The sequence below is a fragment of the Ruegeria sp. CI5 genome, assembly GCF_056536885.1.
The window spans coordinates 366,982-380,832 of the sequence record NZ_JBQFQN010000002.1 but is presented as its reverse complement, the minus strand read 5'-3'; the positions used below and the strand labels follow the sequence as shown (position 1 = coordinate 380,832).

Annotated in this window: 14 protein-coding genes; 3 read left to right on the top strand and 11 right to left on the bottom strand. The window is 63.2% G+C overall.

Annotated elements, in window-relative coordinates; translation table 11 throughout:
* Positions 1-124: 124 nt before the first annotated feature.
* Positions 125-1,429 carry a UDP-glucose dehydrogenase family protein gene (locus ACR0BA_RS10550; RefSeq protein WP_170367380.1) on the top strand — a complete coding sequence of 435 codons (1,305 nt, stop codon included), beginning with the start codon at positions 125-127 and terminating at the stop codon, positions 1,427-1,429.
* A 37-nt stretch (positions 1,430-1,466) separates the two neighbouring features.
* Here ACR0BA_RS10550 and ACR0BA_RS10545 read toward each other — a convergent pair whose 3' ends face one another.
* Complete coding sequence (locus ACR0BA_RS10545) at positions 1,467-2,345, bottom strand: phytanoyl-CoA dioxygenase family protein (RefSeq protein ID WP_170391647.1); 879 nt, start codon at positions 2,343-2,345, stop codon at positions 1,467-1,469.
* A 106-nt stretch (positions 2,346-2,451) separates the two neighbouring features.
* Here ACR0BA_RS10545 and ACR0BA_RS10540 point away from each other — a divergent pair, with 106 nt between their 5' ends.
* On the top strand, positions 2,452-3,342 hold the full coding sequence (locus tag ACR0BA_RS10540) for a LysR substrate-binding domain-containing protein (protein WP_170441071.1): 891 nt from the start codon (positions 2,452-2,454) through the stop codon (positions 3,340-3,342).
* On the opposite strand, the gene ACR0BA_RS10535 is transcribed toward ACR0BA_RS10540, so the two are convergent.
* From ACR0BA_RS10535 to ACR0BA_RS10520, 4 genes are all read right to left on the bottom strand, one after another.
* On the bottom strand, positions 3,315-4,394 hold the full coding sequence (locus tag ACR0BA_RS10535) for a helix-turn-helix domain-containing protein (protein ID WP_480727855.1): 1,080 nt from the start codon (positions 4,392-4,394) through the stop codon (positions 3,315-3,317). The two genes, ACR0BA_RS10540 and ACR0BA_RS10535, sit on opposite strands and share 28 nt — an antisense overlap.
* A 56-nt stretch (positions 4,395-4,450) precedes the next feature.
* Positions 4,451-5,182 (bottom strand): hypothetical protein, encoded by a 732-nt coding sequence (locus tag ACR0BA_RS10530; RefSeq protein WP_480727854.1) that lies wholly within the window; start codon positions 5,180-5,182, stop codon positions 4,451-4,453.
* Complete coding sequence (locus ACR0BA_RS10525) at positions 5,179-5,748, bottom strand: RNA polymerase sigma factor (RefSeq protein WP_480727852.1); 570 nt, start codon at positions 5,746-5,748, stop codon at positions 5,179-5,181. Before ACR0BA_RS10525 ends, ACR0BA_RS10530 begins: the two co-directional genes overlap by 4 nt.
* A 66-nt stretch (positions 5,749-5,814) precedes the next feature.
* The gene (locus tag ACR0BA_RS10520; RefSeq protein ID WP_480727851.1) at positions 5,815-6,504 is read right to left on the bottom strand and encodes a GntR family transcriptional regulator; all 690 of its coding nucleotides are present in this window, start codon (positions 6,502-6,504) and stop codon (positions 5,815-5,817) included.
* 132 nt (positions 6,505-6,636) lie between these two features.
* Here ACR0BA_RS10520 and ACR0BA_RS10515 point away from each other — a divergent pair, with 132 nt between their 5' ends.
* The gene (locus ACR0BA_RS10515; protein WP_480727850.1) at positions 6,637-7,653 is read left to right on the top strand and encodes an Ldh family oxidoreductase; all 1,017 of its coding nucleotides are present in this window, start codon (positions 6,637-6,639) and stop codon (positions 7,651-7,653) included.
* Here ACR0BA_RS10515 and ACR0BA_RS10510 read toward each other — a convergent pair.
* The 6 genes from ACR0BA_RS10510 to ACR0BA_RS10485 form a co-directional block, all read right to left on the bottom strand.
* Positions 7,650-8,675 carry a trans-3-hydroxy-L-proline dehydratase gene (locus tag ACR0BA_RS10510; protein WP_480727848.1) on the bottom strand — a complete coding sequence of 342 codons (1,026 nt, stop codon included), beginning with the start codon at positions 8,673-8,675 and terminating at the stop codon, positions 7,650-7,652. The two genes, ACR0BA_RS10515 and ACR0BA_RS10510, sit on opposite strands and share 4 nt — an antisense overlap.
* A gap of 7 nt (positions 8,676-8,682) precedes the next feature.
* Positions 8,683-9,921: an NAD(P)/FAD-dependent oxidoreductase gene (locus ACR0BA_RS10505; RefSeq protein WP_170435595.1), complete on the bottom strand. Its 1,239-nt coding sequence runs from the start codon at positions 9,919-9,921 to the stop codon at positions 8,683-8,685.
* On the bottom strand, positions 9,918-10,853 hold the full coding sequence (locus tag ACR0BA_RS10500) for a 4-hydroxyproline epimerase (RefSeq protein WP_480727846.1): 936 nt from the start codon (positions 10,851-10,853) through the stop codon (positions 9,918-9,920). The genes ACR0BA_RS10505 and ACR0BA_RS10500 overlap by 4 nt, the downstream gene beginning before the upstream one ends.
* A complete protein-coding gene (locus tag ACR0BA_RS10495) occupies positions 10,844-11,803 on the bottom strand; it encodes a dihydrodipicolinate synthase family protein (protein ID WP_480727844.1) in 960 nt (319 codons plus the stop codon). The genes ACR0BA_RS10500 and ACR0BA_RS10495 overlap by 10 nt, the downstream gene beginning before the upstream one ends.
* 170 nt (positions 11,804-11,973) lie before the next feature.
* A complete protein-coding gene (locus ACR0BA_RS10490; RefSeq protein ID WP_170341853.1) occupies positions 11,974-13,032 on the bottom strand; it encodes an ABC transporter ATP-binding protein in 1,059 nt (352 codons plus the stop codon).
* Positions 13,029-13,823, bottom strand: coding sequence for an IclR family transcriptional regulator (locus tag ACR0BA_RS10485; protein ID WP_170525818.1), 795 nt, complete (start codon positions 13,821-13,823; stop codon positions 13,029-13,031). Before ACR0BA_RS10485 ends, ACR0BA_RS10490 begins: the two co-directional genes overlap by 4 nt.
* Between the last annotated feature and the right edge of the window lie 28 nt (positions 13,824-13,851).

The window sequence follows — 13,851 nt, the reverse complement described above, 5'->3', positions numbered from 1 at the left end:
GCCCCAAAAACAGCAAGATGTCATGGAATGCAACCCGAGGCCACTGTCAGGCATTGAAACCGGCGGAAGTTTCTCCGAATGTGTGGCCGCCCGAGGTGGCATTGGTAACAAGGGAATTTGAATAATGCGTATTGCGATGATCGGCACCGGATATGTGGGTCTGGTGTCGGGTGTGTGCTTCTCGGATTTCGGCCATGACGTCATTTGCGTCGACAAAGCCGAAGCTAAGATCCAGATGCTGCAGGACGGAAAGGTTCCGATCTACGAACCGGGACTGGATGTTCTGATGGCCAAGAACGTGGCCGCTGGCCGGCTGAGCTTTACCACCGATCTGGCAAATGCGGTGAAAGGCGCGGATGCCGTCTTTATCGCTGTCGGGACACCAACCCGCCGCGGCGACGGCCATGCGGATCTGACCTATGTGATGGCAGCGGCCGAGGAAATCGCCCATGCCATGGATGGCTACACCGTGGTGGTGACCAAATCCACGGTCCCGGTCGGGACCAACCGCAAGGTTCAGGAAGTTGTCGCGGCGGCAAACCCCAAGGCAGACTTTGATGTCGCCTCGAACCCGGAATTCCTGCGCGAAGGCGCTGCGATCGACGATTTCATGCGTCCGGACCGCGTCGTTGTAGGGGTCGAGAACGACCGCGCCGCCGAGGTGATGGCCGAAATCTACCGCCCACTTTACCTGCGCGATTTTCCGATCCTGACGACGGATTTGGAAAGCGCCGAAATGATCAAATACGCGGCAAACGCCTTTCTCGCCACCAAGATCACATTCATCAACGAAATCGCAGGCCTGTGCGAGCGGGTCGGTGGCGACGTCAAGGAAGTGGCGCGCGGCATCGGCTTGGATGGGCGCATCGGAAACAAGTTCCTGCATGCCGGCCCCGGTTACGGCGGATCATGCTTTCCCAAGGACACCGCGGCGCTTGCGCGGATCGGACAGGAACATGCCTTCCCCATGCAGATCACCGAAACCGTCATGCGCGTGAATGACGAGGTCAAAAAACGCATGATCGAAAAGATCCGCGAAGCTTGCGACGACAGTTTCAACGGCAAGACCGTCGCGGTTCTGGGGGTGACGTTCAAACCCAACACCGACGATATGCGTGATGCTCCATCACTGACCATCGTGCCCGCCCTGATCGGTGGAGGCGCCAAAGTTCGCGTGGTCGACCCTCAGGGCCGATCCGAGGGTGAGGCTCTGCTGCCGGGTGTAGAGTGGGTCGAAGACCCGTATGCCGCAGCCAAGGACGCGGACGCAGTGGTTCTGTTGACCGAATGGAACGAGTTCCGCGCGCTGAACCTGACGCAGATGGCCGCTGAGATGAAATCTCCACGCATGGTCGACCTGCGGAACATCTATTCACGCGACAAGGTCAAGAAATCTGGTTTCGAAACCTATGTCGGGGTTGGGCGGTAGGCGTCAAATCCCCTGGCCTTTGGGTTTCGAACCCGGCTCAATCATAGAGTGGAACGGTGGCCTTGGCCCCAGCTGCCAGCGCCTTGCCCAGATCGCGGCGCACCTGTTCGTACAGGGCAAGCGACTCGTCGGAAAACAGGGTGGCGGGCGGATCGACATGGATGAAGTTTCCCTGTCGGTCCTCTCCGCGGGCGACCATCGCGTAGTCGCGGTCCGCCACCAACTGCTTCGCATTCGGACTGATATAGCGGATGGCCATCCCGATACGCCGATCGTCCGACCGGTTCGGACCCGAGCCATGAATGGTTAGCCCGTGGTGCAGTGACATCTGTCCGGGCGCCAATTCGATATGGGTTTTGTCTTCCTCGGCCACTTCGACCGCAATCTCCTGCCCGCGCGACAACAGGTTGGTCTCGGAATAGGTATCATTGTGCGGAAGTATTGGGTTCTTGTGGCTGCCCCGGACAAAATCCATGCAGCCGCTTTCCACGGTTGCCGGCGACAGTGCCAGCCAGGCCGTAACCTGATCCGGGGTCTCGCCCATCCCCCAATAGGTCAGGTCCTGATGCATGCCAACTGTCTGGACGGTGCGCGGCTCTTTGATGAAAAACTCGGCCGACCAGATCATGATGTCCGGACCCAAGACGCCTTCGACGGCATCCAGTATACGCGGATCCATGGCCAGTCGCGCCGCCAGAGGCATGACGAGGTGTGAGTTCACGCGCTTGTAGGTATTCAGCGGCAGAGGCAGATCGGCGGCCATCCAGTCGCGTTCAATCTGCTCGAGTTCCGAGCGCACCTGCGCGGCCTCGTCAGCAGACAGAATATCCAGCGGAAACAGGAAGCCGTCTTCCCAGTATTGCGCTGCTTGCGATGGCGTCAGTTTGTGCCGGGCCAGGTCTTGGATGTCGGGCATGGGTGCACCTTTTCGGATCGGTTCACGCACAGCCTAGCCGAACCGGTCTTGCGACGAGAACGCAAAGCCTTGCCTGTCAGGGCAAGTTCACCTTAGCCTGATTTCCATGTCGACCCGCATCCCCTCTCTCAACTGGCTGCGCGTTTTCGAGGCCGCGGCCCGCACCGAAAGCTTTGCCCGTGCTGCCGCCCAGCTAAACATGTCGGCCGCCGCTGTCAGCCAACAGGTCAAGGCGCTGGAAACTCGTCTGGGCACGCCGCTGTTTCATCGCCATGCCCATGCCGTCACTTTGACCGAGGCCGGGCGGGCGTACCTGCCGGTCGTGCAGCAATCGCTGGTGATGCTGGACTCAGCCACTACCGGCCTGTTCGGCCAGACCCGGGACCAACGGCTGTATGTCCAATCCGTGTTGTTGTTCGCGCAAGGGGTGCTTGCGGCGGGCCTGACCCAGTTCCAAAAATCCCATCCTCAGATCAACCTGTCCCTGACGACCGGGAACCGGATCGCCGACTTCGCCAATCGTTTCACCGACCTGCAGATCGTGTTCGGCAACCCGACGCTGTTCGGCGCCGAAGGTGACATGCTGTTGACCGAGACCCTTTTTCCCGTGGCACCACCGGACATTGCCGACCAGATCAGCACTCCGCTGGATCTGGCCCGGTTTCCGCTGATCGAGGTTTCGACCCACAGGGCCAGTTGGCCGCACGTGTTCGAAGCCCTGCGGCTGCCGACCGGGCAGGCTCAGTATTTCTTCGCGGACAACTCAGTGATGGCGGCCGAGCTATCCGCGCAAGGGGTCGGGATCGCCCTGGCCCGCGCGCCCGCGTCTGACCGGATCATGCGGATGTCTGGCCTGGTGCCATGTCTGCCCGAGGTGGCCGTGCCGGGCCGGGATGCCTACCACCTGATCTACCCTTCACGGGCCACATTGCGGCCACCCGCGCGCGCGTTCCGTGAATGGTTGTTGGACTACAGCGCGGCAGCCCAAACCCGATAACGGCCCTGCCCGGTCACTTCGCGGATCAACCCACGTTCGGTGAACTTGTCGAGATTGCGCTGCACGGCTGCACGCGATGCCTGCGTCAACTCCTCGGCCAATGGCGCAGATACCATGGGCCATGCGGTCAGCACATCGATCAGGACCGGCGGCGTCCGCCCGCTGAGACCCTTGGTGGCCTCGCGTGCCCGGGCCTCCCACGCGCTGACGCGATCCAGATGCAGCAGCGCGGCCAAGGCCGCCTGCCCTGCCCCACGAACCCAAGCGTTGAGTTTTTCCTCTGGTGTGCCGATGCCGCGCAGCGCCCCGGGGCCCGACAGTGCCAGCGGCATGAACAGTGCCCCGCCCCGACCCATCGTGGCCGCATGCCGCGCAGCGATCACCGCTGCTTCGGTATCCTGTCCCATTCCTTGCGACAGCGCGCGCCACGCGTGAAAGGCAATGGCCGACTGCGTGACAGGGTGCAGGGCTTGTGCGCTATCCATCACTTCGGCCAAATCTGCGACCGCCTCTGGGACTTCGTCTATCCCCTGAGCCATCCGGTCCAGAAAGGCGGCCAGTCCCGATTGCCAGCCGCCGTCCGACGGCCCTGCGCCCGAAGTCAGTCGCCGAACCGCCCAACCCGCCCGAAACAATGCTTGCACATCGTCCCCGGTGGCTCCGATACGCAATCCGGTCCACAGGGCAAGCCGATCAACACTGATCCGGTCACCGGTCCACCACCCCAGGTCGGATACGTCCATCAGGGCCAGCCGGTGGGTCCATCCCTTTGGACCACTGCGCAACCGCTCGTCCAAGGACCCGAAGGTCAAGGTCAGATCCGCCAAGCCCTGCGCCACTTCTGCCTGAGCTGCGCGCCAGTCCCGCGGGTCGAACAAAGCGCCCCGATCGGCACGCGGACCCGGCGGCAACATGTCCTCGGGCGCCGCTGCATCTTCGGGCGGCAAAAACCAAAGCACTTCGTCGTCCGGCGGATCGACGTCATAGATACTGCGCGGCCCGTCCAGGACATCGTCCTCGTCCGGGTCCGGGTTCGTGGCCTTGGTCGTCATGCCATGCATTGTTCGGCCAATCGCACCGGTTCACAAGAGGTTTCGCGCAAGGCGGCTCAGCCGGCGAATGTCTGGGCCAGGTAATCCAGCTGCACGGTCAAATCGTTGTCCGGCCGGTTCCCCAACAGCATGTATCCGTATCCGTCGCGCGCCCACCGGGCCGTTGCAAGCCCGCTCAGGACTTCCTGCTTCAACTCTGAATTCGGCGCGCCATCGCCTTGGCGGATCACGCACAGCGCAAAGGGATTGCCATCAGCGTCGGCAAAAACGATCTGAACCAATGGTTTGCCCTTGAAGGACAAAACCTGCGCGGCCTTCAGTTCCAGCCCCGGCAAACCTTCAAGCGAATCCCGGTTCAACGGGCGGCCCAGTTTCTCTTCGGCCAATGAGATCTGGGCGTCGACGACAGCCGGCGGGTATTCCAGCGTTGCAATCGAATCCGGCGTGTAAAGCGACTGATACAAGGCCGCCTGTTCTGCCCATCCCATCGGCTGTGGGCGGGTCAGCCAAAAGGTCAAAGATACGGCCAACACAGCCGCGGCAGCCGCGACGCCCAACAGGCGCCAGGGCCCCGCCGAAGACGGAATCCTAGGCGGCAGTTCAACTTGTGGCGCGGCGGCGGGAATGTCACGGAACACCTCGCGAACCACCGGCGCAATCGGATCCAGATCCATCAGGCGCTGTTCCAGTTCCGGATCATCCTCAACAGCGGCCTCGATGGCATCGCTATCCTCAGACCCCAATGAGCCTTGCAGATAGGCCTTTAGCGTATCGTCGGAAAAGGTCATGAGTCCCTCCGTCGGTCGGACGCACCGGCATCCTGCGGCATCGCAGCTTGCAGTTTCTTGCGGGCATTGGAAAGCCGGCTCATGATCGTACCAATCGGAACCTCCAGCAACGCGGCGGCCTCGCGATAGCTGTAGCCCTCGACAAAGACCAGCATGACCGTTTCGCGTTGTGTCTCGGGCAGTTGCATCACCTGTGTAAACACTTCCCGCGCAAAAATATTCATTTCGGCGTCGGTACCCGGCGCGATCAATTCGGCGTCCGGCGTTGTGGCCAACCCCTGGGACTTGCGCACGGTCCGCGCCCGCAGCTCGTTCAACCAGATCGACCGGCAGATCGTCATCAGCCACGAATCCAACCGATCAGTATGCGTAACCTGATGGCTTCGCTCCAACGCGCGCAGGCAAGTGGCCTGGGTCAGGTCGTCGGCAACATCCTGCGCCCCCGACAGAGCCAGCGCAAACCGCCAGACGCGTCTGGAATACGCCCCAATCGCCTGACGCACGGCCTGTTCCGAACTGTTGAGGTCATCACTGGGCACTTGGTCGATCCATGTTTCGGCACGCATCCCGCGACGCCAGAACTGGCACAGACAGAGAAGAATTGAAAACGCTTTCTTTCCGGTCGCTTGGCGTCAGCGTCCGGCCGCCTCTTCGGACGCTCGCTTGGCAGCCACCAGTGCCAACAATTGGTCCTTGGTTCGTCCGATATGCGCGGACAGAAGCGCACAAGCCTGCTCGACCTGTCCATCCCGGGCAAGGCGCAGCAATTCGCGATGCTCTTTGCGGGCCGGTTCGCGTTGTTGCATCACCCTGAGATGCATTCGGATGTACCGGTCCGACTGCAGGCTCACGCGATGCAGCAGCTCGTTAGTCAGGCTTCGGTTCGCGGCCGCATAGAGGGCCGAATGGTACTGATAGTTCAGCGCGCCCCATCGGCTGACGTCGTTGGCGTCGTACGACGCCTCCATTTGCTCCAGCAGTTGTTCGCAGCGCGCAAAGTCAGATTGGGTCATCTGCGGAATTGCCCGACGGAACAAGTCGGTCTCCAACAGCGACCGCAGGTCGAAGATCTCGCCGATTTCGGACAGGGAGTGGCGCGTGACCCGCGCCCCGCGATTGTTCGTCAGCTGAACCAGACCTTCGGCATCAAGCTGTTTGAGCGCCTCGCGCACCGGCATGCGCGACACGTCATAGTCTTCGGCCAATGCCTCCTGACGGATGGTCTCGCCTTCCGCCAGATCACCGCTGAGAATGCGCTCGCGCAGGTCGGACGCGATCGCATATGGAAGGCTTTGACGGGTGATTGCGCGTTTTGCTGCCAAGGGTCTGTCCGCATTTGCATTTTGGATACAAATATCCGCCCCGGGCCGCTTTTCCAACCGTCTATCGGGTTGAACAGGGCCGGCATTCCCCGCTACCCATTTGGCAACCGAAATCAGACCAGGGGACAGGACATGAGCGAAACGGTACGGCTGACGCCCGAGGAAATGACCGATCTGAGCCTGCGCGTCCTGACCCATGTGGGCTATGGTCCCGATCACGCACAGGCGATCGCGCGGATGCTGACCACTTGCCAAATGGACGATTGCCAGTCGCACGGGCTGTTTCGCCTGTTCATGTGCGCCCAGACCATGCAGGCCGGCAAGATCGACGGCCATGCGCAGCCCCGGGTCACCCCCTCGGACAATGCCATCGTCCGTGTCGACGCGCAGGGCGGCATGTCGTTGCTGGCGTTCCAGAAAGGCCTGCCGCATCTGGTCGAGAAGACCCGCACCCACGGGATCGCGGCCATGGCGATCAACCGCTGTTTTCATTTCTCGGCGCTGTGGCCCGAGGTCGAGGCCCTTTCGGCCCAGGGGCTTGCGGCCATGGCGATGGTGCCCAGCCATTCCTGGGTGGCCCCTGCGGGGGGCACACGCGGCAGCCTGGGTACCAACCCGCTGGCCTTCAGCTGGCCACGCATGGGCAAGGACCCGTTCACCTTCGATTTCGCTACCAGCGCCTTCGCCCGCGGCGAGATCGAGCTGTACAAGCGCGCGGGCAAACCCCTGCCCGAAGGCGTGGCGATCGACAAAGACGGCAACGCCACGACCGATCCGCAAGCGGCGCTGGACGGCGCGATGCTGACCTTCGGCGGCTACAAGGGCTCGGCCCTGTCGATCATGATCGAGCTTCTGGCCGGCCCGCTGATCGACGACCTGACCAGCCTCGAGAGCATGGAGTTCGCCCAAGGAACAGGCGGCGCGCCATACCACGGCGACATCATCATCGCCTTCGACCCTGACCAGTTCAGCGGCGGGCGGCGACAGGCCAACGACGCGCGGGCCGAGCGCCTGTTTGCCGATATCCTCGATCAGGGCGCGCGCCTGCCGTCACAGCGCCGCTTTGCCGCCCGCGCGCGCAACACCGCCCGGGGATATGCCGAGGTTTCCGCGCAACTGCACCGCGACCTGCTGGCCCTTCTGGACTAGGCACCCCAGGTGTCGCGCAGGCGGTAACCTTGTGGCCAGGGGTCGTCGGGGTCCAGCATGTGCTGATGGATGCCGGTGATCCATCCCCGGCCCGAGATCTCGGGCAGGATGGCAGGATGGTCTCCCACCTGGGTCGCGCCCAGTATTCGGCCGGTGAAGCGCGAGCCGATGATCGACACCGCCTCAAAGCTCTGGCCCGGCTGCAACTGCCCCCGCGCGGCCATCAGCGCCATGCGGGCCGAAACGGCGGTACCGGTGGGCGAGCGGTCGACCTTGCCGGGCTGGATCGCCACCGCGGATCGGCCGGTTAGGCCGGTTTCTGTTTCGGCAAGCGGTCCGCAGAACGCGCAGAACGAGATGTGGTTCCAATCCGGGTTTTCGGGATGCGCAAAGCCCAGCTGCGCATTGGCAGCGTCGGTGATCGCCACCCCCAGACGGGCGATGTCGGCGGCCTCGTCCTCGGTGATGCGCAGCCCCAGCGCCGCGGCGTCGACCACGACGAAACTGTCCCCGCCATAGGCGGTGTCCACCGTCAGGGTCCCCAGCCCTGCGACTTCGAGCGGCGCGGCGAGGCGGTCGGCAAAGCTGGGCAGGTTCTGGACGTAGATCCGTACTGCCTTGCCGTTGCGGCATTCGGCCCGCACCCGCACCAGCCCGCCCGGCGCCTCGAGCGTCAGGTGGGTTTCCGGTTCGGTCATCGGCAGGATGCCCCCGTCCAGCAGCACCGTCGCCACGCATATCGCGTTCGAGCCGGACATGGGCGGCGTGTCCTCGGGCTCCATTATGATGAAGGCGGCGTCGGCATCAGGGTGTTTGGGCGGCACCAGCAGGTTGACATGGCGGAACACCCCGCCGCGCGGCTCGTTCAGCACGAAGTTGCGCAGGGTCTGGTCGCGGGCGATGAAGCTGCGTTGCGCCCAGATCGTGTCGCCGGGCGGCGGGGCGACACCGCCGACGATCACATCCCCCACTTCACCCTCGGCATGGGCCGAGATCACGTGGATGGTCTTGCTGCTGCGCATCCCCCGCTCAGAACCGGGTGGCGGCGAAGGGATCGACCGGGATGGACGGATCGGTGCCGTCGATCAGCGCGCCCACCAGTTCGGCGGTCCCCGCCGACTGGGTCAGGCCCAGATGGCCGTGCCCGAAGGCGTAGATCAGGTTCGGCGATTTCGAAGACCGTCCGATCACCGGAATGCTGTCGGGCAGCGAGGGGCGGAACCCCATCCACTGCGTCCCGCCTTCGGTCTTCAACCCCGGTAGGAACTGGCGCGCCTTGTTCAGCAAGGTATCGGCGCGTTTGAAATTGGGCGGCAGGTCAAGCCCGCCCAGTTCGACCGCGCCGCCGATGCGCACACCGCCGTTAATCTTGGTGGCCACGAAAGCATGCCGCGAGAAGGCAAGGTGCAGCCGCAGGTCGAACGCGCCCGGCGGCAGGGTCGTGTTATAGCCCCGCTCGGTCTCGAGCGGGATCCGGTCGCCCACCGTGCGGGTCAGGTGGTGCGACCACGCCCCGGCGGCCACGACCACCTTGCTGGCATCCGCCGCACCCTGGTCGAAGCGCACCCAGACGCCCGTGTCCGACAGCTCCAGCGCGCGTACGGGGCGCGTTTCGATCACCCCGCCACGGTCGCGAAACACCTGTGCCAGATGCTCGACCCAGCGTTTGGGATCGACGGTATTCCACCAGTGTGGCGTGAACCCGGCATGGGTAAAACGCGGGCTGAGCCCGGGCTGGATCTCGGCGATCGCCTCGGGGCTTTCCAGCAGATCGAAGGCGATGCCATGCCGGCGACGCAACTCCCACGTGGGCAAGGCGGCGCGGAACTCGGCCGCGCTTTCGTACAACTGCAACTGCCCGTCGCGCTGCATCATCGCCTCTCCACCCGTATCGGCGATCTGCCGTTCGGTCGCGGCCTGGCACAGGCGCATCAGGTTGGCCTGCGCGGCGACCAGCGCCTGGTACCGGCTGGGGCGGCTGGCCCGCCAGAACCGCCACATCCACGGCGCGATCTGCAGGGCATAGGCGGGCGGGATCGACAGCGGCCCCAACGGATCGAGCAGCCATTTCGGGGCCTTTTTCATGATCCCCGGCGTGGCCAGAGGTTCGACCTCGGGGAAGGCGAACGCCCCGGCATTTCCCGCCGAACTGCCCGCGGCCACGCCTTCGCGGTCCAGTATCTGAACCGTGTAACCCCGACGCTGCAATTCCAGCGCTGCGCTGATACCAACGACGCCGGCACCTATGACGATGACATCTTTCTTCATGTGATCTCGATACCCGAACGGAATGGATCGGCGGGATCAAAAATCAAGCGGCTTTCGGCCATCACGAAAGCCTGACCGGTGATCGAGGGGATCACCCCGCCGTTCGGACCCGGCTGATAGGACAGCCGATAGGGGCTGCCGATGACGCTAGCCTGCACGATTTCTTCACCCGGCGCCAAGCGCCCATCGGCCGCCAGACAGGCCAACCGCGCCGAACTGCCCGTGCCGCAGGGCGAGCGGTCATAGGCGTCATCGGGGCACAGAACGAAGTTTCGGCTGTGGACGCCGGAGGCCGGCGCGGTCTCCTGAAAAATCACATGATCGATCGGCTCGCCCGCTTCGCCGCCCACGCCCTGCGCGACCGAGGCCTGCCGAATGGCGACGCCCAGATCGGTCAGTTGCCGGATGTTCGCGGGCTCGACCGGCACCGGGCTGGGATCGACGATAAAGAACCAATTGCCGCCATAGGCCACATCACCTGTAACCGGCCCGAAATCCGGAACCTCGATCGTCACGGCCTGATGCACCCGCCGGCTTTCGATGTTGGTTACTGTCACTGTGTTGGGATCGTGCAGCTCCACCGTGACCACACCCGCTGGGGTTTCGATCCGGTGGATGCCAACACCGATCCGCCCCAGATGGGCCAGCGTCACGGTCAACCCGATCGTGCCATGCCCGCACATGCCAAGCACCGCATCCACGTCGAAATAGATCACCCCGGTCACGCAGGACGGATCGACCGGGGGCACCAGCAGCGCCCCCACCATCGCTGGCTGACCGCGCGGCTCCAGCATGACCGAGCGCCAGAACGGGCGGTGCTGGGTCGCCAAAAGCCCTGCGCGTTCGGACAGAGGACCGCTGCCCAGATCGGGCGCGCCGTCCAGAATCACGCGTGTGGGCTCTCCGCCGGTATGGCTGTCGATCACATGCATGCGGCAATCACCCCGCCTTGCCTCGACCAGTCTGCAAACCAGGCGCGAAACAAGCTGTACTGCTGTTCGCAATAGTGGCGCTGCGCATCGGTCAGCGCGTCAGTTTCGTTGAAGTGCAAGCGGTATTCATCCTCGCCGTTCAGAACCAGAAGGTGCTTGTAGTACAGAACCAGATCGGGGCCTTCATCGAAACTGGACAGCACGTGGATGGCCTCTGTCAACTCCTGTGCGCGCTGGCGGGCCTCGGCATTGCCAGTGGCCGCTTTTTTCGACAAAGCGGTCAGCAGCAGAACCTCTTTGGGCAGTACATTACCGATGCCAGTGATTGCGCCGGTTGCGCCACAATTGACGATGCCATGGTAGACGGCCGTATCGACCCCCACCATCAGCGTCACCTGGTCATCACGGCTGGTGATGTTCTCAGCCGCATAGCGCAGATCGTCCTTGCCACCGAATTCCTTGAAGCCCACCAGATTGGAGTGCTCGGCCCGCAGCGCAAAGAAAAGGTCGGCGCGTGTGGCGAATCCATAATACGGACTGTTGTAGATGACCGCCGGAATATCCGGTGCCGCCGACAGGATGGCCTTGAAATGGTTGCGCTGCGCCGTGACCGAACTGCCGCGCGACAGGACCCGCGGGATAACCATCAGCCCAGCTGCACCCACCTTTTGCGCATGCGCTGCATGCGCCACGGCGGATTGCGTGTTGACCGCCCCGGTGCCCACCACCACGGGCAGGCCCGCGCCGATCAACCGCTCGACCCCTTCCATCCGCTGTTCGTCGGTCAGCAGCGGCCAGTCGCCCATCGACCCGCAGTAGACGACCGCGGACATGCCCGCCTCGATCATCTGCTGACCCTTTCGCACCAAGGCGTCAAAGTCGGGCTGACGGTCGGGCGTACAAGGGGTCATGAGCGCGGGCATGGTGCCGGTAAAGACGTCGGGTGACATGTGGCCGATCCTTTCCAAGTTGCCCGCGTCCATCGCCGGGCGTTCAAATCCATTGTCTCAATCTCGCTGTATCGGATTTTGTATCCAAAATCCATCCGATTCGTCTGACAAAAGAAAAACGCGCCAGGCAGATGGCCCGGCGTGTTGACACTTTCCAACTGAACAGCGGTTCAGCGCAACCGCATCCCGCTTTCCGGGTCGAACAGCATGGCCCGTTCAGGCCGGACCGAGATTCCGATCCGCTCTCCCGTTTTGCTGCGTTGATCGTCCCGCTCTTCGACAATCAGCTTGTCGCCGTTGGGCGTCAGCAAATAACTGTAGGAGACGCCGCCAAGCGCCTCGGTCAGATCGACAGTACAGGTGTCGCCGGATCGATCCACGGCAATATGTTCCGGACGGATCCCCAGGATCACCTTCCTGGCATCGGTCGGCACGCCATTGGTGACGGGGATCGAGTCCGTCAGAGCGGGGTGACGCACCGTTCCATCGACGACATCGCATTCCAAAAAGTTCATTGCGGGCGAGCCGATGAACCCAGCCACGAACCGGTTGTCGGGGTCGCGATACAGATCCATCGGAGCGCCGACCTGCTCGATCCGGCCATCGCGCAGCACGACGATCTTGTCGGCCATGGTCATCGCCTCGACCTGGTCGTGGGTGACGTAGATCATCGTCGCGCCGATCTCCTGGTGCAGACGGGCGATCTCAACCCGCATTTCAACGCGCAGTTCGGCATCGAGGTTCGACAGCGGCTCGTCAAACAAGAAAACCTCGGGGCCGCGGACGATGGCCCGGCCGATGGCGACCCGCTGACGCTGGCCACCCGACAGGGCCTTGGGCTTGCGCTTGAGATACGGGTCCAGTTTCAAGATTTCCGACGCTTCGGCCACCTTCTTGTCGATCTCGGCCTTGGGCACGCCATTCATGCGCAGACCAAAGCCCATGTTCTCGGCCACGGACATGTGCGGATACAGGGCGTAGGTCTGAAACACCATCGCGACACCGCGCTTGGCCGGGTCCATGTGGGTCACATCGCGCTGACCGATACGGATTTCGCCCTCGGTGGTTTCCTCCAGCCCGGCGATCATCCGCAACAGGGTGGATTTGCCACAGCCCGACGGTCCGACGAAAACGCAGAACTCGCCATCCTCGATTTCCAGATCAATGCCGTGAATGACCTGGGTCTGGCCATAACGCTTGATTGCGCCCTTCAGGGTAACGCCTGTCATGATGCTTGCATCCTGTCCTTGCGGCCCTCGGGGAACCGCCATGCTTCGGCTTCGGCCCCGATCTGGTCGGCCGATCGCCGTACCCGAGGGACCCATTTCTTCAACTGGTCGAAATCCATGCGCTGGGTCGATCCGGTAATCGAGATCGCCCCCAGCACCCGCCCGCCCGATGTCAGGATCGGACAGGCCACGCAGATGATGCCGGGCTCGTGCTCTTCATCATCCATGGCGAACCCCCGTTCGCGGATCCGGGCCAAATCCGCCCGCAGCACCTCCTCCGAGGTCAGCGTCTTGTCGGTAAAGCGGTGAAAGCTTTGCTGCGAGATCGCCTTGTCCAGCCGGTCATCATCCAGAAAGGCGAGCATCGCCTTTCCCACACCGGTGCAATAAGCCGGGCCAACTTTTCCGGCCTCGGAATACATTTCGACCGGGTTCTTGGCATTGCGCTTGTCGACGTACAGAACCTGGCTGGCATCCAGCTGCGCGAGGTGCACCGTCTCGCCGGTTTCCAGGCTGAGCGCATCCAGGATCGGCCGCGCGATCGGCGCCAGCGAGCTTTGCGTCCAGGCCGAATGCGCCAGCCGCACCAGCCGCAGGCCGGGCGAATAGGTCTGCCGGTCTGGGTCGTAAGACAACATGCCCTGATTGGTCAGCGACTGCAGAAACCGGTACAGGGACGCCTTGGGAAAGCTGCTGCTTTCCAGCAATTCGGCAAACCGCACAGGCCGGCCGAACGCCGCGACCTGTTCCAGCACGTCACATGCTTTGCCGATGGTTCCGTCACCTGCCACGGGTCTGATTTCTCCTCCACTTCCCCTT